The organism is Myceligenerans halotolerans (assembly GCF_054782975.1).
The window spans coordinates 167,652-186,394 of the sequence record NZ_BAAGRL010000012.1 but is presented as its reverse complement, the minus strand read 5'-3'; the positions used below and the strand labels follow the sequence as shown (position 1 = coordinate 186,394).

At 67.4% G+C, this 18,743-nt stretch carries 15 protein-coding genes; 6 read left to right on the top strand and 9 right to left on the bottom strand.

Annotated elements, in window-relative coordinates; all coding sequences use genetic code 11:
* The first annotated feature begins 116 nt into the window (after positions 1-116).
* From ACYVK5_RS09980 to ACYVK5_RS09970, 3 genes are all read left to right on the top strand, one after another.
* Positions 117-3,686: an NACHT domain-containing protein gene (locus ACYVK5_RS09980; RefSeq protein WP_460704377.1), complete on the top strand. Its 3,570-nt coding sequence runs from the start codon at positions 117-119 to the stop codon at positions 3,684-3,686.
* 317 nt (positions 3,687-4,003) lie between these two features.
* A complete protein-coding gene (locus tag ACYVK5_RS09975; RefSeq protein WP_460704375.1) occupies positions 4,004-5,110 on the top strand; it encodes a hypothetical protein in 1,107 nt (368 codons plus the stop codon).
* A gap of 82 nt (positions 5,111-5,192) precedes the next feature.
* Positions 5,193-6,653 (top strand): plasmid pRiA4b ORF-3 family protein, encoded by a 1,461-nt coding sequence (locus tag ACYVK5_RS09970; protein ID WP_460704373.1) that lies wholly within the window; start codon positions 5,193-5,195, stop codon positions 6,651-6,653.
* Between the two features lie 191 nt (positions 6,654-6,844).
* On the opposite strand, the gene ACYVK5_RS09965 is transcribed toward ACYVK5_RS09970, so the two are convergent.
* Together ACYVK5_RS09965 and ACYVK5_RS09960 are read right to left on the bottom strand one after the other, a co-directional pair.
* The gene (locus ACYVK5_RS09965; RefSeq protein WP_460704370.1) at positions 6,845-9,331 is read right to left on the bottom strand and encodes a hypothetical protein; all 2,487 of its coding nucleotides are present in this window, start codon (positions 9,329-9,331) and stop codon (positions 6,845-6,847) included.
* A complete protein-coding gene (locus ACYVK5_RS09960; protein ID WP_460704368.1) occupies positions 9,331-10,896 on the bottom strand; it encodes a hypothetical protein in 1,566 nt (521 codons plus the stop codon). The genes ACYVK5_RS09965 and ACYVK5_RS09960 overlap by 1 nt, the downstream gene beginning before the upstream one ends.
* A gap of 198 nt (positions 10,897-11,094) precedes the next feature.
* On the opposite strand from ACYVK5_RS09960, the gene ACYVK5_RS09955 reads away from it, so the two are divergent.
* Complete coding sequence (locus ACYVK5_RS09955; RefSeq protein ID WP_460704766.1) at positions 11,095-11,613, top strand: DNA-methyltransferase; 519 nt, start codon at positions 11,095-11,097, stop codon at positions 11,611-11,613.
* Between the two features lie 40 nt (positions 11,614-11,653).
* Here the strand turns inward: ACYVK5_RS09955 and ACYVK5_RS09950 are convergent, their stop codons facing one another.
* From ACYVK5_RS09950 to ACYVK5_RS09930, 5 genes are all read right to left on the bottom strand, one after another.
* Positions 11,654-12,091 (bottom strand): hypothetical protein, encoded by a 438-nt coding sequence (locus tag ACYVK5_RS09950; RefSeq protein ID WP_460704366.1) that lies wholly within the window; start codon positions 12,089-12,091, stop codon positions 11,654-11,656.
* 172 nt (positions 12,092-12,263) lie between these two features.
* Positions 12,264-12,899 (bottom strand): hypothetical protein, encoded by a 636-nt coding sequence (locus ACYVK5_RS09945; protein ID WP_460704364.1) that lies wholly within the window; start codon positions 12,897-12,899, stop codon positions 12,264-12,266.
* A 53-nt stretch (positions 12,900-12,952) separates the two neighbouring features.
* Complete coding sequence (locus ACYVK5_RS09940; protein ID WP_460704362.1) at positions 12,953-13,822, bottom strand: HAD hydrolase family protein; 870 nt, start codon at positions 13,820-13,822, stop codon at positions 12,953-12,955.
* A 207-nt stretch (positions 13,823-14,029) separates the two neighbouring features.
* Positions 14,030-15,103, bottom strand: a complete 1,074-nt coding sequence (locus ACYVK5_RS09935; RefSeq protein ID WP_460704360.1) for an HAD family hydrolase — start codon at positions 15,101-15,103, stop codon at positions 14,030-14,032.
* On the bottom strand, positions 15,103-15,438 hold the full coding sequence (locus ACYVK5_RS09930; protein WP_460704358.1) for a hypothetical protein: 336 nt from the start codon (positions 15,436-15,438) through the stop codon (positions 15,103-15,105). Before ACYVK5_RS09930 ends, ACYVK5_RS09935 begins: the two co-directional genes overlap by 1 nt.
* 227 nt (positions 15,439-15,665) lie before the next feature.
* Between ACYVK5_RS09930 and ACYVK5_RS09925 the strand changes: the two genes are divergently transcribed.
* Both ACYVK5_RS09925 and ACYVK5_RS09920 read left to right on the top strand, forming a co-directional pair.
* Positions 15,666-16,442 carry a GntR family transcriptional regulator gene (locus ACYVK5_RS09925; RefSeq protein WP_460704356.1) on the top strand — a complete coding sequence of 259 codons (777 nt, stop codon included), beginning with the start codon at positions 15,666-15,668 and terminating at the stop codon, positions 16,440-16,442.
* Positions 16,439-16,993, top strand: a complete 555-nt coding sequence (locus tag ACYVK5_RS09920; RefSeq protein ID WP_460704354.1) for a GNAT family N-acetyltransferase — start codon at positions 16,439-16,441, stop codon at positions 16,991-16,993. Before ACYVK5_RS09925 ends, ACYVK5_RS09920 begins: the two co-directional genes overlap by 4 nt.
* 24 nt (positions 16,994-17,017) lie before the next feature.
* On the opposite strand, the gene ACYVK5_RS09915 is transcribed toward ACYVK5_RS09920, so the two are convergent.
* Both ACYVK5_RS09915 and ACYVK5_RS09910 read right to left on the bottom strand, forming a co-directional pair.
* Complete coding sequence (locus tag ACYVK5_RS09915) at positions 17,018-17,917, bottom strand: hypothetical protein (protein ID WP_460704352.1); 900 nt, start codon at positions 17,915-17,917, stop codon at positions 17,018-17,020.
* A gap of 69 nt (positions 17,918-17,986) precedes the next feature.
* Positions 17,987-18,388, bottom strand: a complete 402-nt coding sequence (locus ACYVK5_RS09910) for a hypothetical protein (protein WP_460704350.1) — start codon at positions 18,386-18,388, stop codon at positions 17,987-17,989.
* Positions 18,389-18,743: the final 355 nt, after the last annotated feature.

Below are 18,743 nucleotides of genomic sequence, written 5' to 3'. Positions count from 1 at the left end.
CCGTGGATCGGCTGTGGATTCTGGCTGCGACGCCCGTCCGTGTGGACGATGCGTGCACCGATTCGAACCGCAACCTATGGGTGGCAAGCGGGGCCGCTCCTGGAAGGATGCTCACCATGCCGACCTCGTCGTATCGCCGGCACCAGATGGTGGAGTCCCTGGTAACAGTCGCGATCGCTGCGTTGGATCAGGCGGTACCGCTGTCCGGCACCCTCGGCGCCGCCACGATCCGGAGTGTCCTCCCAATTGAGCCCCGTCGCACGTGGCACGCGACGCTCCACAAGAGCACCGCAACGGCAGTAGGCAGCTGGGCAGCCAGAGAGGGCCTCGGCGAGGATCTGGAGCCGGGCCTGCTTCTGGCAGAACGGGCTCTACGCGAGCACGGCGCAAATGAGGACCTGCTCGCCGAAGAGAACTATGACGCCGACCGGATTTCAGCGCGTGTTATCCGGGCTGCTCACGCCGACCCCACGTGGAGTCAGGAAGTCCGGCGCTGGGGCGCGGACGACAGGTACGTCATCGCCGATCGAGCGATTCGTGTCGCCTACGAGGCGCTCATCGCCGAGTTGCAGGCCGCCGCGCCGACCTTGCCGGGTCTCGCGTCTTTGGGTGTCAGGCTTGACGAGGTTTCCACCAAGGTCAAGAACCTGCAGTCGACGGGGAGACCGACCAGAGATCAGCTCGCCAGCTATCTCAAGGCCCGCCTGGCCGACTGGAACAAGCCAGTCTGGGGACCTCAGGCACCGATTGCCATCCCGCGCCGTGTCGGGCTGCGGCCGACGACCGGTCGCCGCTCCACCGAGGCCATCGAGGCCACCGACGCCCTGCCTGTGGAGCTCACCGACGCCACAGCGCTGGACGAGCACGAGATGCTGGTGGTGCTCGGCGATCCTGGCTCCGGCAAGTCATGGCTTGCCCGGAGATATGCACGCGAGGCGGCGCGCCGCGCGCTCAATCGCCTTACCGCAGGCGCACGGATCGGCGATGTCGAGATTCCGCTGTTCACGACTTGGGACGGATGGACTCGCGCGACGGGCGGGCTGCGAGAGTCTCTTGTCGAAGCGGCGTTCGCCGCCGGTTCGGGGCATAGCGCGACGGCGAACGACGCCGTCATCAAGAGGTTCTTCCTCAATCCCGCCGCCCGCGTGCTGCTGATCATCGATTCGCTCGACGAGGCGGCGGGAACGCAAGCTCAGACAGAGCGCCTGTATCAGCTCACGTCGCTGGTACCTGCCTGGCGAGTCGTGGTGACCAGTCGGCCAGCGGCGTGGGAAAGGACGGCCTACACGCTTCCCGAGCAGCGCGGACTCGGAATCGTCGACCTGCAGGCGCTGTCCTACCCGGAGGATGTCAACGACTTCGTACGCTCCTGGTTCGAGTCTGACGAGGGTCGTGCCGCCACGCTTCTGAAGCAGTTGCATGATCGTCCTGACCTGGCGCGGATGGCGAGCTCCCCGCTGCTGCTGACCATTTACTCCTTGCTCACGCAGCACGGCCCTGAAGAACGGCTACCTGCCCGTCGACACGAGCTGTACAAAGCCCTGACAGCGCAGATCCTCAGGCGCTGGGACAAGAACCATGGCATGAACGAGCCGCTGCGATACGAAGAGCGGGTTCGGACGCTTTCCGGGTGGGCGTGGCACGCAGTAGGATCGTCCAACGATCCGTACACCGGGCTCGGCAACTGGGCTGACACGTTCTCCCCGGCCGAGGAGCCATCTCCTGACGATCTCATCGCTCTTGACGAGATCACCCCACGCATCAGCACCGGCGGACCCCTCGGGAGGGTGGTTCGCAGGTTCCTCCACCGCTCGATCCTGGAGCATTTCGTCGCAGAGCACATCGCGACGCTCGATTCTGAACTCGCGCTGGACGTACTGCTGCCCCACCTGTGGTTCGACGCCGACTGGCAGACGGCGGCCCCTGCGGCCGTTGCCGCCCATAACCGCTCGAATCGCGGAGAGCTCTTCGAGCGCATCCTCACCGCCTTACCCGTGCATTCCCATCACGACGCCGAGGTATCCCGAGCGGGCCGCGAACTGGACAGCTTCCTACTTGCCGTCGCGGAGGAATCAGACCCGGAGGAGTGGCAGAGCGAGCATCAGGCGATCCTTGACGCCTGCCGCATCAGGAACGCGACCGTGGCGCCTCACAAAATGGCTCGCACGGCTCACTGGGGCAGCTCGAATCCTGAAGTCTTCCGGCGGATCATCGACCGGTTGGCCGCCCGGAAGCGTGATCGCTACTCCAGCGACTGGGACGGTCCCATGTGGGACAACGGCCCGGTCCACTTCGATGGGCGCGACGTGCCTGGCTTGGCGCAGACGGACAGCGACAGAACGATGCTTCGGGACATGATCATGGGCCAGCTGAACTCTGCCGACACCGGCGGCCATCTGGAGCTTCTGGTCGCGATGGTCAGTTTGGGGTCAATCCGAGAAGAAGACCGACCAGCGCTCGCGGAAGTCCTCGCAGGGATCCCCAACGACAGCTACGACGTCAGTGACCTCGCGCTCTTCATCGACCAGGCGCCCGCGGGACTTCCCCTCATCGCCCGCACCGAGCGTGACAAGACCCGCATCGTTGCCCGACTTCGTGAAGACGTCAGCGTCGACTTCGCACTCCACGTGGTCCACGGGATGCAGCTCCTCGAACGACCCGAGGACGAGCTTGAACATGTGCGTGGCGACCTCACCTACACGCTGCGGGTTCACCAGGGCACGACCCGCAACTTGGCTATGGCTCTCCAGCAGATCGGGCTATCGCCTGCGCAGCGCGATCTGGTCGCGGACACGCTCCTCGCCTCAATGAAGCAAACCGCCAGGCCGAGTCGTCGAGGCCACGTCCCAGAGCATGCCGCACAGGAAGCTCGATCGCTGGCCCGCATCAACCCCACCGCGGAGCACAAGGAGCAAGCGCGCGCGATCCTCGTCGACCTCCTGGAAGCGAACACCCGAGCGTGGCAGATCGAGGAGATCGTGAAGGCGCTCGTCGCGCTCGACCCTGCTGAAGACGACCGGCAACGAGCAATTGACCATCTCCTTGCCATCATGGGCAAGCGGTTCGAGGTTGATACCGAGCTGTTCCGCGCTTTCACGCTGCTCGAGCCCACAGACGTCGACCGAGCGCGTGCCCGCGACACAGTCGTGCGAATCCTGCGAGACCTGGGCCACTACTACGTCGACGACGCCGCTGGGTGGCTCGCTTCTCTCAGCCCGTCAGCGGCCGAACGCACATATGCGCGCTCAGTCCTGCTCGACCGCCTCGCAGAGAATCTGGCTGACAACGTCAAGGCGCTCCTGCTGCTCCGACCAACCGCTGACGAACTCAGGCGAGCACGCGAAACTGTACTGGGGGTCATGACTGGCGCCCACGCATACGAGGTCACTGAGGCAGCATCAGTTCTGGCTCGGCTGGACCCGACTCCTGGCGAGCGCGAGCACGCGCGGCGGCACCTGCAAGCCGTCGAAGCTACGTACAGATCGCCGCGACGTGGCACGCTCAGCTTGGACATCGGGGAGTATGCCAATGCTCTCCTCGCGCTAGAACCCGCCCCGGACGAGCAAGCACGTGCACGCGACCTCATCCTGCACGGGCTGCACGAATCGAACGGCGCTCGCTATCTGCCCCTGCTCCGGCGAGCCTCCACGCCCGAAGCCTGGCGCAGCTGGGTCTACAGGTCGTGACGAGCCCATTGCCGACATCAGCACCCTAAGATCGGCCGCCTGCTCACGCTGGCGCTCCGTCCACCATGCGACATGCGGGACTTTGCTTGCATTTCGCTCGCGTGGTTGGTGGGATGCTGCAGAACGGTCTGCCGGGCCGGTGAGCTGCGCCGACACACAGCGAGGGGCGGATTCTGGTGGGAGAGGCTTCGACGTCGGGCACAACCGCGACCAACGCGTACACGACGTTCGACGGCGTGGCGGAGCCGTCGAGGATTGCGCTGCCCATACCGGTCGTGGTGGTTCCGGACGACGTCCTCAAGGACACGGCGGGCCCGGTGCCCGTGGTCGTCGAGCACGACGGCCGCCGGGCACGTGCGTGGGCGTGGGCGGAGCGGGCCTGGGAAGGTACTCCCTGGCAGGACAAGGCACCGTCCGTTCCGGCCGACGAGGCGCGGTTCTCACTCGGCCGACTGACATGGGAGCGTCTGGGCATCGCCGACGCGATCCGTTCCGGCGAGTGCGTGGTCAGCGTGCACGTGCCGCGCGCGGTGACCGTATCGCGGGTGTGGCCGCTGATCCACGACCTGCCGCTCGGCAACCAGGTGCAGGTCGCGGCAGATTTCCCGGGACCCGTTGGCGACGCGGTGATGCTACGCAACGGTGTGGCGGCGTCCGTGACGGTCGTCGTGCGCGAGCACGTCAGGTCGGGAACATTCCGCATTGCCAACCATCTGCGATCGATTACCGACCCTGCCGACGGGGCCGACCCGGAACAAGAGGCCGTCTTCCTTCGTCCAGCGCCGCGGAGGTTCGCGGGCGCGTCCTCGAAGTCGCCGAGGACGGGTACTCGGGTGAGTGAGGCATGGTGGGGCGCGCAGGCGGCGGCGAGGTCCGGTATCGAGGGGATGCTGCGCTGGTTCTTCGGGGCGGAGGAACAGGCGGTGCGGGTCGTGCGGGCGCATCCGGGAGACAGCCATCAGCAGGTGGTATCGGTCTCGGACGCGTTGCTGACCCGGCTCGGAGTGCGGTCGGGTGACAAGGTGGTGATCGGCTGGCTCGGGACCGAAACCGAGGTCACGGCTCTGAAGGATCATCGACCAGTGGAGGCCGAGTCGGATGATCGTGGCTTCGATCCGCTGCGCCCAGGCCCCGCGCAGGCCATGCCACCGGACCTGGCCGTCCGGGTTCCAGCCGCGCTGGGGTACCTGATGAATCTGCCCGTCGGATCGGTCATCACGATGAGACGAAGCACCCGTTCGGTCCTGGCACGGAACCTGAACAACCTGATCCTCCCGGTTGCGGCTCTTGCACTGGCCGGTGCGGCGTTGAACGACCCGGACTGGAGGCTCGTGATCGCAGGCGCCGTCGCAACCGCGTTGCTCGGCCTGAGCCGCCTTCGTATGAGCAAGCGCCGCGCCGTGCGGCTGAGCCGCCAAGACTGAGAGTGCGCGCCTCAGGCCCGGGGCCCGCCAGGCCAGCTCCTACCTGCTACACCGTCTCCACGTGGTCGGTAGAGTCGGCCGTGTGACGGGCGAGGACAGGGACGAGTTGCTGCGGGAGTTCGAGGCTGCGGTCAAGGGCATGGGCTTGGACGAGTTGCGCGCGCTTACCGACAAGGTGGCCTCCGGCCGACTGCTCGACGCCGAAGCGTCGCGTAGCTCCGATGCGGCCCGCCCGTCACGGCGCAAGCCGCGTCGTGACGACACCGTCATTTTCTGTGTCCGTGCCGATCTCGACGATGCGAAGCCGTCGACCTGGCGGCGGCTGGAGCTGCGGTCGGACCTGTACCTGGATGCCGTACACCAGGTGCTGCAGGCCGCGTTCGGGTGGACGGACTCGCACCTGCACCGGTTCGCGATCGGCGGGTCCGTGTGGGACCGGGACGCGGAGTTGTTCCTGTGCCCGGACGACGTCGAGAACCCGGAAGGCTTCCCCGAGGAGGCCGGGACCCCGGAAGAGGATGTGCGTCTGGACGAGGTGCTCGCCGAGCCCGGTGACCGGCTGGCGTACGTCTACGACTACGGTGACGACTGGAGGGTCTCGCTCCGGCTGGAGAAGATCCTGGCCGCTCCGCCCGACGCCGATCCGGCGAGGTGCACCGGTGGCCGAACGGCCGCTCCGCCGGACGACTCGAGGTTCCAGTACATGCACGGCGGGCTTGCTTCCGTCGTCGACGACCCCGAACACTTCGATCCCGCCGAGGTCAACGACGCGATGTACCGCCCCTGGTCCATGCTCCACGGGCGTGGATTCCACCCGCACGTGGTCGAGCTGGTGAACATGATGTCGTTCACCGACGATGGTGCCGATCTCGGACCACGCCTTGCCCAGCTCACGCCCGATCCTCCGACGCCAGATGACTACGAGCTCGCCGACGCGCTCGGCGCGTTCCTCTGGTTCCTGGACCAGGCCGGTGGAGACGGGATCCCGCTGACCGCTGCCGGGTGGATGCGCCCCGCCGTCGTCGAACAGGCCGCTACACGGATCCCGCAGATGGCCGGCTGGATCGGCAAGGCCAACCGGGAAGACCTCACACCCCCGGTCATGAAATTCCGTGGCCTGCTCGTCAAGCAGCTCGGGCTGCTGCGCAAGTACAAGGGACGACTGCTGCTGACCCGGGCCGGAGCCGCCGCGCGCGGGAAACCGGACGCGCTGTTCCGGCACCTGGCCGAACGCCTCACTCCCCCCAACGCGCCCAGAGTGTTCGCAGCTGAGGCGAACCTGCTCATCCTCACCCGCGCAGCGGTCTCACCGAACACACCCCTGCCACTGGACGAGCTCGCCGACCTGCTCACCTACCTCGCATTCAAGAACCACGACGGCAGCCCGCTACGCGGCCACCAACTGCGTCACTACGACGGCGCGGTCTGGGGCGTGCTCACCAACATCGGCGAACCACCCACGCATCGAAGCCGAGAACGTGACCTGATCAGCCCCGTTGCGGCAGCGCTCGCACACGCGACACTCATCGCACGGACCACGTGATCAAACGTCCGTCGGAGCCGGGTGCTTCCTGTAACAACCCCCTATCCGACGGCCGCGGGTACGAACGCAGACTGCTGCCACTCGACCCGGGCGCCGGCATCCTCCGCGCGGCGTTCGTTCCGTCGTCTCGTAACATCGCGCGTAGCGTTGGACCCTGGGAGGCTTCGGCGAGCCTAACGCGTCTGCACGCTCTAACGGCCGTGCCGAACCTGCCGTAGACCTCGCCGACGAATCGGAAGGGGCTTGTGCACCCTCGGTGACTTCACGCGCGTCGGCGTCAATCCCGTAAGGACTTCGACCTGTGGTGCTGGGTAGGGATGAAAGCGCTGGCGTAGTGCTTCTTCCAGGAGTGGGATGTCGCGGTCCTTCCAGGACTGGTCGGCCGTTGCCAGAGCGACGCTGTCTGCGCGGACGGCGAGGGCGACGCCGGCGATCTTGTTGGCGTTCTTCTTCGCCATCTTGGCCGACTTCTGCTCGCCAAGTGCACCCGTAGCTTTCGCCTCAACCACGACGACACGCCCGTCGATGTGTGCGATCAGGTCGATCTCGGCGATCGGTCCACCGCCCTGCAGGAACTCCAGCTCGCCGACGTCGGCGTACTGGCGGGCCGAGCCCTTCAGCCTGTTAGCCGCAAGCAGGGGGATGTCGCCGCGCTCGGACATGAGCTGCCGAAAGGCGGCGTTTAGATCGAAGTGCCACGTGGGTTCGGCGCCGGAATGCCAGCGTGAGGAGGTCAGGACGTTGTCGGCACCGCATCGGGGGCACTCATAGACCCGGCCGAGCCGGTCGACCGCCACGAACGAGGCCCGCTGGCAGTCGTCGCAAGAGGTGATAATGCCTCGTCGAATGAGATCGGCGCGTGTGAGTCGATCCAGCAGCTTCACAAGCGGTTCTGTCGAAGCCAGCCCCATGGCGTGGTGCATTGCTGCGACGCCCGGGTAGGAGACGCCGTCCACCAACCAGGGCTGCAAGGCCCGCTCTTCGTCCGTCATGGATTCAAGGCGTCTCTGACGCTGCTTGCCCGACTCGCTGTTGTCCGCGAACAACATGAGAACCGGGTGCATCGGACCACTCATGAGGTCAATCAGGCGGTCACGACCACCCAGACGACGCGAAATCAGCTCGGCCCTTGCGCCTGCAGGCGAACTGCGCACCGCCAACTGCCCCTCTGCGGCCATCGCTTCGGCCCAGGCTCTCATGCCAGGGCTGATGAGCCGAGGCCGCGCAAGACGTTTCGACGGCGCCGTGCCCACGATCACCAGCCCGAAGGCGGCCGCAACGACGGAGACCCCGCCGCGGCTACTGCGGGCCAGGTCCCGCCCAGTTTGTAGCGGGATTGCCACCGCGTCGGGGCCGATCGGTCGGCCCTCGGGTACGGTCGAGTCGTCGAATGCCACATCGACGATCCATGCGGGAGTCGGACCGCCGAAGTAGCCCCCGGTACTCGGCGCCGGGAGGACGTACGGCGTCGTCATAGTCAAGGATCCATGATCATCACGCTCGACTGCCGCCGTGGACGGCACGTTGAAGTCATCAGGGAAGGCACGAATGTGCTGCTCACCGACAAGCTCCGGGAGCGGCATCCGAGCAATGCGGTTCCACGAGGGAGCCTCCCGGTATGGACCCGTGACGAGTTCGTCGAGCCGTCGCAGATACTCGTCGACGACGGCGTCGTCAAGGGATGTTGTCGTGTATCGGGGCAGCTTCTCTTCGGCACCGTAGACAGGGTGGCAGTCCTGGATCATCGGCACGACCGCGCCGCGGAACACATCCTCGTCCCCGAACAGTACGGTCGGCAGCCACAAGCCGAACCCGTGCAACACACGACATGCCTGCGCGAACGCGAAGTCCTCGACACTGTCGCCGATAACGACGGCCCCCGTACGGTCGAGGTGACCCGATCTGAGCACGGTGACGTCGTGATCCATGACGTCGAACAACGAGACGGCCAATACACCGGGCAGCCCCGACCACAGGGCGGCATCGACCTGGCGGCGTTCCGTAGGTAGAAGAGCGTCGCGGAGCAGCGTGCGGCCGTCGAGCTCGACAACGTCGGCGCTTGCTTCACGGACGCCCCACAGGCCACCGAGCACGAGAGCTGCGTCCGACTTCCAATGCCGGGGCACCGCGACGTAGGCAGAAGCCCATCCCGGGAGGACCGAGGACTTGGTCACCAGCCCGGATGTGCCATCAGGCCTGATCGTTGAACGATACTGAAACCGCACCCGGGTACCGTCCGAGCCCGACATCTGCTTCCAGAACGGCGAGCACCACTTCTCCACCCGTTCCCGAGCACGCACTCCAGCCGGATCCTCGTACTCCTGCTGGCCGTCGGGACCCGCGAGCCTGCTGGCAACCTGCTCTGGCGCAAGCCGCTGTCCATCCGCACCGATCGCCATGATGGATCCCGGCGCGGTGCGTTCCCACTCCTGCCGTGTCGGCGTCAACAGGAGAATGTGATCCGGATCAAAGCACTCGACGGCGCGCAGCATCCGGTCGCTGACGTCGCCCTCGGCGTTGTAGGGCACGAGGAGGTGGCCGGCGCCGGCCCACGTGTGACTCGCAGCCATCAGCGCCAGCCGTGCCCATGCGCGCCAGTTGTCGTCGCCGCGGAACAGGATGACGGCGCGCGGCGGCCGGATCGTCGTCTGGAGCGCCACATGCGCGAGCTCGCCCATCAGTCCTCGTCCTCAGAGTTGGGGAGGCCGAGGATACCGATGAACTCGGGAGTCAGATCGACGGCGGCCCCGATCGGGAGCGAGAGCTGACCCGAGTAGACCTTGTTGTGACCGCGGGCCGTGATCTCCCATGTGCCGCTCACCGGCGCATGCTCAGGGTCATCGACCACCAGGATCAGGTCACTGTCCGGGCAGACATACGTGGCACGCGGCCGAAGGTCTCCGATGTCAAACGTGAGCGTGACCGAACCCGTGTTTTCCCAGTTCAACGCCCGCACTTGTGACACGTACGGTCCCAGCGCCGGCATGGCCGGGATCATCCCGACCGTGGCGTATCCGCCCAGCAAGTTGTGCGGTCTGGGACCCCATGTCCGCGGCGGTCGTGGCAGGCCGAGACGGAGAAGCGTCGGATTGTCGTCGTGGTCCGTGTCGACCCGGACGCCGCGCACGTCACCCTCAAGATGCATCACCAACTCGACGTCGTGCAGGAACGCCTCCTCAAGGTTCACCACCCGCGGTGCGACTGACGCCAAGCGCATGCTGATGAGTCGTTCCTTCGCCTCGGGCCAGGCGGCTCGGAACTGTTCCCGCCAACCGGCGGCCTGAGCCCGGTATTCATCTTCCGAGCGGGACTCCGGCTCTATGAGGGAGCCGAGCGACGACGCCAGATCCGTGATTCTCTCGGTCCTGCGAGCGTATCGATCGGCCGCCGCGAGGGCTGCTTCGTGCCGCCGCGCGCTTTCGTCTGCTGGTAGATCCGCCAGGTCCTCAAGCATGCCCTCCGGTATGACGACTCGACGGCGACGCCCTGGTGTTTCACGATCTGCACCATCCGCTTCGGGCTCCTCACGGGCACGGCCCGGCAGAGGATGGAACAGGCGCCTCGTCTCAGCAGCGAGGTACGCCTCGAGCGTCGCGCCGGTATCAACCGTGACAGGAACGACCTCGCCGATAAGGTCCACGTCGAAGCCAACCGCGGGGGCCGCACCAGCGGCAACGCGGCGCGACAGTTCCTTGATCTCGCCCGCCTTGGCCTTGCGCGTCTCCCCGTCCGTGCGCACGTACACGTCACCGTCGAAGAGCCCCGCGCCGTCCTTGAGACACGGGAACGGCGGCTGACCCCATTGTGGTGGGTCCACGATCAACAGCAGCACGTCGTTCTCCGACCCAGGAACGGGGACTCGGATGAGGTCCCAGTTCGGACCGTCGGCCCCGATGAACGGCATCACAGCCTTCTCGATGTCGAGCACCTCCACCGGCGGGACACCGGCCGCCTGCCCGTCCACAACGCCGATCACCATGACCGCGTGTCCATCGAACGCCTTCGCAGCCCTATCAGGCATACGGTTGCCCGCGCCCAGAATGAACTTGGCCAGCTTGGCACGGTCCCGCGCGCTCGTCAGATCAAGGGTGCCCTTGACCTCGAGATAGTAGCGCTCAAGTCGATCGTCACCGGCGGCAACGGCATCGACAAGCGCGCGAGCAGCGCGCTCACCATGTGGCGCGCGCGACGTATCGACCAGTGGAACGCTCACCGACGCCACTTCTTCACTGCCGTCTTCCACGCCAGGCCTCCTACCCCGGGTCATGATGCGCTCCAACGGTAGGCGAGGACACTGACACTGCCGCGCGGGCCGCGCCGTCCGCGGCGCGCTCGCCCCCTCCCTCCCGCCGGAAGCGCTTGCAATGACGCGCGAAGGGCCGAGGTCTCGACGACCCACGGATGAGGCACGACCGGTTCGTCCCGCTCGGCCAGAGCACGGATCGGGTCGGCGGGGCACGGCGGACACCTCTGGGACTTCCTGTTCTCCAAGTCGCCACGCTACTGGTTCGACCTGGACGCGATCCGCGAGGAGTACGACGGAGACCGCGCGCCATCCCGGCGAGCTCGCAGCGGTCACGCGAACAAGCCGAACACGATCGCTCGTCCCTGGGGCGGCGTCGCCGCGCCTCAGCCTCGTATGGAAGCGACGGGTGTCGCGCACACCGCGGTCCACGAGCGCGGCCGCAATCCCGGCGACGTGTGGAGCATCGCCACCCAGCCGTTCGGAGAAGCTCACTTCGCCACGATGCCGCCCGCGCTGGCCGAGCGGTGCATCCTTGCCGGCTGCAAACCCGGTGGCACGGTGTTGGACCCGTTCTCCGGCTCTGGCACGACGGGCCTGGCCGCGACCGAGTCTGGCCGACGTTTCGTCGGTATCGATCTGAACCTGGACTACCTCAAGCTGTCGCTGCGTACGCGGCTGCAGCAAGGAGTGCTCGATCTGGGCGCGGCCATGTGAGGACGGCAGGGTGCCGCTGGGCACGTCGGCCGAGTCTGGCTCATGTACGGACTGCGCCCGTTCGTGTTCGGCGCCGTCGTGCGATCAGCCGCCCGGCGACCAGCGCGACGGCGCTGAGGGGTCCGGCGATGGCGAACTTGGTCATGTTCCACAGCCCCCACAGCATCCCGAGGACGTAGATGTCGTTGCCGGTAGTCGCGTATTCGAAGAGTGTCACGCACAGCGCGTAGAAGGCGCTGGCGAGCGCGGCGACGGGCATGCCCCAGGTGCGGTTCGGCCGTCGGAACATCCACTTGATCAGCAGGGTGGACGGGGTCCAGAAGACCGGAAGGCTCACGGATCTACTGTTGTCGGGCTCAGCCTCCTGGACGGGCGCGAGGTTCGCGCGTGTCTGGTAGGTCGGGAAGGTCGACGGCGGCAGCATCGCCGGTCCGGCGCCGGGATGCGTCGCGGTGTACCTCGCCCATTCGGGTGTCATGAGGCATGTCTCCTTCCGTCCGCGTGCTCGTGTTCAGCAGCCTCTGAGGTCTGCGGCCGGGTGATCAGGTGCGCGCTGCAGAGCATCGCCACCTCTGCTCCCTCGCCGTCGCCGGGACGTCGGTCGTCCCGACGGTGCCCGTCCCGCTCCAGGAGCGGTCTCGTCGTTCGTCTCATCGCTGTGCCTCCTTCCCGGGCACGACGAAGCGCACCCGGTAGCCGTGGCCCTGTCGGAACAGAGCGGCGGGAAGCTGCTCCGTGTAGGGAGCTCCGGCTCTGCGCCACCGGGCGATCTGGTCGTGCAACCGGGTCACCGACGTCGAGTAGCCCGGGTTGGCGATCAGCCGGGTGCCGGTCAGCATCACCACGCCCAGGCCGGCGTGACCACCGATGCCGATCCCGGTGCCGTGCTCTGTCGTCGCGATGAAAAGGCCCTCGGCGGGTACGTGGGCGAGGATCCAGTTCTTCACGTGTTCGAAGTCCTCGGCATCGCATGTCCACGGGGTCACCTGCGCGATGCGCAGGGCTGTCAGCCATCGCTCGGCCGTCGCCGCATCGGTACCGCAGTCGGTCGCCAGGACGTCGTGCTGGCCGTGGCGCACGATCGTGTACGACGGCGCCACGGTGGGCAGCACGATCGGTGACGTCTCGATGGCATGGACAACCGACTCCAGGCGGCCTGCGACTCGGGTGACCGTGATGTTCGCGTCGGTGCCGGGCAGGTCGTGGACACGGCAGCAGATCACGGCCTGCTCCTCGTCGGACAGCCGAGCCAGGGCTCTGGCCGGGACGAGACCGCCGGTACTCACGGGCGACTCACGCCGATGCCGGCCGGCCGCGACCTGCCGGGGCGCTGGGCCGCTCACCGTGGTCCCGCCAGGGCGTGCAGGATGGGGACGATGCCGTGCTCGTGGATGGTTCCGGTCACGAGGTCGGCGGCGGCCTTGACCTCGTCTCCGGCCTGGCCCATCGCGACGGCGGTGGCGGCCCACTCGAATGCGGAGATGTCGTTCTCGGCGTCGCCGATGGCGATCGTGGCGTCCTTCTCGATGCCCGTGGCGAGGCGGATCTGTTCGAGTCCGATGGCTTTGGACAGATTCTTCGCGTTCAGGTCGAGCCAGTTCGGCCCGGCCGGGGTCGCGGTGACTCCGCACCAGGACAGCTCGCCGACAAGATCGGCGGCGTCGTCGGCGTGGACGACGGCGCGGGTGGTGGGCCGGTCCCACAGTTCATGCTCCCACCGCACGCACTGCTGGGGTCCGTTGAGGCAGCCGCGGGGGAACTTCTGGTTGACGCGCCAGCCGCCCCGTTCGATGTCCTCGACCGCCAGGAGCGCGTCCGGTGCCGCGCCGCACGCACGCAGGAGCGCGGTCTTCGGGTCGAACGTGACCCGGCCGGTCACGGTCACGCGACGGCCGGTGATGTGGGCCACGATCGCACCGTTGGAGCCGGTGACCCAGCCCGAGCGGAGTCCCAGCTGCCGCACCACCGGCCGCAGCCCGCCCAGCGACCGGCCCGTGGCCAGCACCAAGGTGTGCCCGGCGGCGACCACGGCGCGCACCGCCCGGACCGTCACGTCCGGGATCTTGTGCCCTGTGACCAGGAGGGTGCCGTCGATGTCCAGCGCGAGCAGCGCCGGCACGGCGGCGGGCAGTCGCAGAGCTCGGCAGTTCAGAGCTCCGTAGTCAACTGCGGGGCGGGCATCTGAATGGATCTCGGGATACGTGTGCATGGCCTTGCTCCTTCAGGGATTCGTCCTGCTTGCCGGGCCAGAACCGGCCCCAGAGCTGGGGCCGCAGTCATGGGAGAGAGGCGGGCGGCAGTGGAATTGCGGCTCGCTCCGAGTAACGCGGTTATGGGCGGCCGCGTAGGAGTGTCGGAGGTCTACGGCCGGGCTCGGGGGACGTCTGAGTGAGCCCGACCGCAAGCAGAGAGGGCCCTACGGGCGGGTGAGGGAGAGCTCGAACCCGGCCGGGCGTCCGTCGCAGGCGGCATCAGCGGTGCTTCGCCACCAGGGTCGTCGTCGGCTCTCGACGCCACGCGGGTAGTTGAGTCCGGCGTCCCGTGCTGCCTGTTCGACCTCTCGCATCGTGGCTCCGCATCCGGCCGGTACGGGTGCGTGCCGAACCCAGCCGTGCTTGCGACGGGCCCAGACCTCAGCGGTGGCCAAGTAGGCGTGCTCGCCGTGCCACACCCGCAGCGTCGTCCCCGGTTCGGAGCCAGTCGCCGACGCGGTCATCACGGCGGCGGTCAGTTGCGCCGCCAGCGGCGAGAGTCCGGGCTGGAGCGCTTCGGGCGGGACCAGCGCGGTAACACTCTCACCGAGACTGTCGCCGGCAACGACGGTCGCGTGGGTCGGGAGGCCCAGCCGGGTTCGCACAGCGTCGTCGGCAGCGTTTCGTGACGCTTCCTGACCAGTCACTTCACAGGAGTCGGGCCCCGTCGGGATGACTTTCAGGCCGGTGCACGCGGCCAGCGCGTCCGCGTACTCGCGAATGCCCGGGGCATGCAGGCGCGCCAGGCTGATCGTCTTGCCACTGGGACGACTCAGCGGCGCCCCCTCCTGAATTCCGCTCGGGAGCTCGGTGCCGAAGTGGCGGTTGATCCGCCGACCGGTCCCGACGTCCTCGGCAGCGACCAGGGTTCCGGCCGGGAACTGGAGGTCCTCCAGCGCCAGCCTCAGCACGGACAGGTCGAACGTGATCACGTCGAGCAGCGCATACCCGCCCGGCATCGCCGCATCCAGGCGTACGGCCAACGCCCCGTGCGAACAAAACCCGTACCCCTCACGGATCCCGAACCCCCTGGCCAGCTGCAGGAGCCCGGACAGCGACTGGCTCGTAGACAGTACGACGTCGCATCCCGCCGCGAGCACCAGCTCCAGTGCTTCCAGAGCACCGGCAGCGTCCTGTCGGTCTGTGACCACGAGGTCAGCATCCGCGTCCAGGACCACCACCCGCGCGCCGCTCCCGGGAGTCGTGTCGACCGGAGCGGTCACGTCGACCCGGATCATCAGAAGGCTCCCGACCTGAGGAATCCCGAGCCGAGGGCGCTGGCCGGATCGCGCAGCTGCGCCCGCACCTGAACCTCCAAGCCCTCGCGGTGCCCCGTCCAGAGTGTGTAACCGGGCACCAAGAGGCGATGGTCCAACGGAGCATCACACCCCAGCAGGTGCGCGATCCGCTCCCCGTCGGACAGATCGCGCGGCTGCACGCACAGCCAGCCGCGCGCCGTCGTGACCATCGCGACCTGGTCGCGACCGGCCGCGCTGACGAGGGCGGCCGCGGTCTCCAGCGACCGCAGCAACACGTCGTCGGATGCGTCCTTCTCGTCGAACTTCGGTCTCATGCCTGTCTCCTCCCCCGCAGCCCACGACGTGCCGTTCGGGGGCCTGGGTGCTGCCGTGCGGTCAGGTTTGGCTCACGCTTCGTCACAAGCGAGCAAGGCTCGAACCATTCATTCCACTTATTGGTACGAGTGGCATGACCAGAGTGACTGGGCTCATACGTCGTGTCAAGGGCTGCCGCGTATCCTCGGTCGTGTCGTGGCATTGACCAGCAGGAAGGAACCACTACGTGGCCCGGACAGCGACCTACCAGCGGATCGCCGACCAGATCCGTGATCGGATCACCACCGGGGAGCTCGCCGAGGGGACGAAGCTGCCCAGCGAGTCCCAGCTCATGGAGGAGTTCGCGACCTCGCGCAACACGGTCCGCAACGCGCTGGGCGCGCTGGAGGCCGAAGGGCTGATCAGCACCGCGCAGGGACGCGGCAGCTTCGTGCGCGAGTGGAACATGCTCACCTTCCGCGCCACCCGCGCCGAGCACATCGACCGGCCCGCCTCATGGAGCCACGACTCCTTCGTCTCCGAGACCCGCGAAGCAGGTCACGAGCCGTCGACCGAATTCACCATGCGCATCGAGCCCGCGGTCCCTGAGGTCGCCGACCGGCTCAAGATCGAGGGCGACAGCCTCGTCGTGTTCCGGCGCGTGGTCCGCTATGCCGACAGCAAGCCGATGTCCCGGCAGGACTCCTGGTACCCGATGCCGGTCGCCGAGACCGCCGGGCTGAACGTGCCGCACGACATTCCCGAGGGCACCGTGCGAGCCATGGCCAAGGCCGGGCTGAAGGAAGTCGGGCACTACGACGAACTCACCGCGCGCATGCCCACGCCCGAGGAGTCCCAGACTCTTGACGTGCCCTCCGGCATCCCCGTGATCGTGTACGTGCGCACCGCGTGGACCGAGACCGAACCGATCCGCGTCACCCGCACCACGTTCCCCTGCGACCGCAACAAGGTCGTCTACGAACTGGGCAGCCTCGACAAGCTCACCAACAACCACGACGCATGAGAATCTACCGCGCCACGGAGGATGACGTTCCCCTCCTGTACGAGATCCGCAACGAGTCCGTCGCCTGGCTCGCCGCCCTCGGCACCGACCAGTGGTCCAGCCACTTCCCGACTGAAGAGACCATGCTCAAGGGCTTCGCCGACGCCGCCCGCTCCGGCACCGTCTGGCTCGTCGACGACGCCGACGGCACCATCGCGACCGTCACCCTCGACACCGTCGCCGAACCCGTCCTGTGGACCGCCGAGGAGATGGCCGAGCCCGCCCGATACGTCCACCGCCTCACCGTCCGACGACGCGCCGCCGGCGCTGGCCTGGGCAGCGAAATCCTCGACTGGTGCGGCAACCGTGCCTACCGCGAAGGCGCACGCTGGCTGCGCCTCGACGCCTGGACCACCAACACCGCCCTGCACCGCTACTACCTCGACGAAGGCTTCACCCACGTCAGGACCCGAGCGCTCCCCGACTACCCCTCCGGGGCGCTCTTCCAGCGGCCCGCGACGCCGGCGGCCACGCCGCGACTCCAAGCACCGCCCGCTGGTGTGAGCCTTTGAGGCAAGTTCCTCCTCGGTCGCTGTCTACCCGTCGGCGATGCGCCTCCACACCCATCTGCCGAGCGTGCCGCCGAGTAGCAGCGACCAGAAGGCGCGGTCGGCGACCAAACCCCAATCGGTGCGCTCGGGAGCGGTTTTCCCCTCGACGGCGGGCGTCACGGTTGTCTCGAAGATGGGCTCACCACCGACCACGCCGCCATGGTGTGAACAGGCGCCGCGCTTTCCGATTGATGGCGAGTTCCAGCCGTCGGCGCAGTGCAGCGGGGTAGAACCCGTCAGTTCCTGCTCGGTAGCTGCGGGCTGCGGCTCCACAAGCCACTCTCGGTCCGCGGTTGAGTCGTGCAGCGCGAACGTTGCTGACCCAGCTACGACCAGGGATGCAATCGTCCACCCAGCGATACGGTTGCGCCGCCTCTCGCGGGCTGCGTTGCGGGCGAGCATTGCGCGGTATTCGGGCGAACTGCGTTGACCCCGGCGATATCCCGTAGCTGCGCGTCGTGCCGTACCGTCCGGCCTGCGTGCGTTGCGATTGACTTGCGGCATTCCAGCTGCCACAGGCTCAGCGGCGTCGGAACGGGAGCAGGCGAGGCACCGGATCTTGCGCGTCGCCGGATCCCAGAGGGCCTCTGTTCCCACAGGTACGGACGTCGCGCACTCGCGGCATCGACCCTGGTATCTCAGACGGAGACGGCGCTCCGGCACGTCAGTCTGTCTCTTGCCACTGGGGCGCTCTTCCTCCACGGCGTCCGCGATGCTGATGTACGCGCGCATCACGACATACCCCGCACAGCCGAGGGCACAGCCAGCGATGACGGTGGCTACTCGTGAGCCCGTGCTGAGGGTGGTCGTGAACACGGCACCCCCTATGGCGACCACGGCCATGACGTACAAGAAGAGGCCCAAGAAGTAGAGCGGCACCCGCATGGGCGGGACGCTACTCGGCCGAGCGCTGGGTGCACAGGGTGAAGTCGATGTGTGAATCCCGCTGCCGCACTACACCTCAGTGCAGTCCTCCCCATACGCCGGGTGTCCGGCCAGGACGAAAGTCGTGCCGTCGGCCTCCATCACGCTGACCTGCTGATAGCCGAGCTCAAGGGACTTCTCGCAGACGTCCAGCGCGAGCTGCGCTTCCTGGCTGCCGCCGTCGCCACGCGGGTCGACGATCGTGGTCTGCACGGTGAGCCGATCGCCGTCGACCTCGGCCAGCGTGACGACGTCCCCGACAGCCGCCTGGAGCTCGGCGGTCACGTCGTCGAGCGAGGCTGCGTCGCCGGTCTCTTCGGTGCTCAGGCTCGCTGAGGGCGTCGAGTTCGTAACTGTCGGCTCAGCAATGCAGCCAGCCAGGAGCGTCGCAACGGCGCACGACAGCACAGGCACAAGCAGCTTCGTTCCCATACTCGAGACGCTACCGATCCATGCTGGTCAGCGGTAGGAAAGTGCGACGGGTTCACCCGGGTGAACTTGAGGGGGCGCGGACTGGCGAAGTGCGCGGTGGGCACCGGTGGCAGGCACGGTTGCCGAGTTGTACCCGCCCGGGTCGCGCGCGAGGTGGAGGAGTGCCGCTGCCCAACAGGGCGAGAGGTCCTATTCGACAGCGGCCCGTCGGCCCGAGCCTTGATCACATCGTCGAACGACCACTTGCACCATAGCTTGGGGTGGACCATCACGTTGGCGCCAGGGGCGCTCTGGATCAGTACTCGCGTGAGGCGCCCGACGGGTTCTGCACCGGGACTACCAGAGGTGACTACTC

Coding starts and splice junctions, on each gene's coding strand:
- ACYVK5_RS09915 (WP_460704352.1), bottom strand. CDS start 17,917: ATGCGGGTGCCGCTCTACTTCTTGGGCCTCTTCTTGTACGTCATGGCC.
- ACYVK5_RS09950 (WP_460704366.1), bottom strand. CDS start 12,091: ATGACACCCGAATGGGCGAGGTACACCGCGACGCATCCCGGCGCCGGA.
- ACYVK5_RS09920 (WP_460704354.1), top strand. CDS start 16,439: ATGAGAATCTACCGCGCCACGGAGGATGACGTTCCCCTCCTGTACGAG.
- ACYVK5_RS09935 (WP_460704360.1), bottom strand. CDS start 15,103: ATGATCCGGGTCGACGTGACCGCTCCGGTCGACACGACTCCCGGGAGC.
- ACYVK5_RS09940 (WP_460704362.1), bottom strand. CDS start 13,822: ATGCACACGTATCCCGAGATCCATTCAGATGCCCGCCCCGCAGTTGAC.
- ACYVK5_RS09910 (WP_460704350.1), bottom strand. CDS start 18,388: ATGGGAACGAAGCTGCTTGTGCCTGTGCTGTCGTGCGCCGTTGCGACG.
- ACYVK5_RS09930 (WP_460704358.1), bottom strand. CDS start 15,438: ATGAGACCGAAGTTCGACGAGAAGGACGCATCCGACGACGTGTTGCTG.
- ACYVK5_RS09980 (WP_460704377.1), top strand. CDS start 117: ATGCCGACCTCGTCGTATCGCCGGCACCAGATGGTGGAGTCCCTGGTA.
- ACYVK5_RS09965 (WP_460704370.1), bottom strand. CDS start 9,331: ATGGGCGAGCTCGCGCATGTGGCGCTCCAGACGACGATCCGGCCGCCG.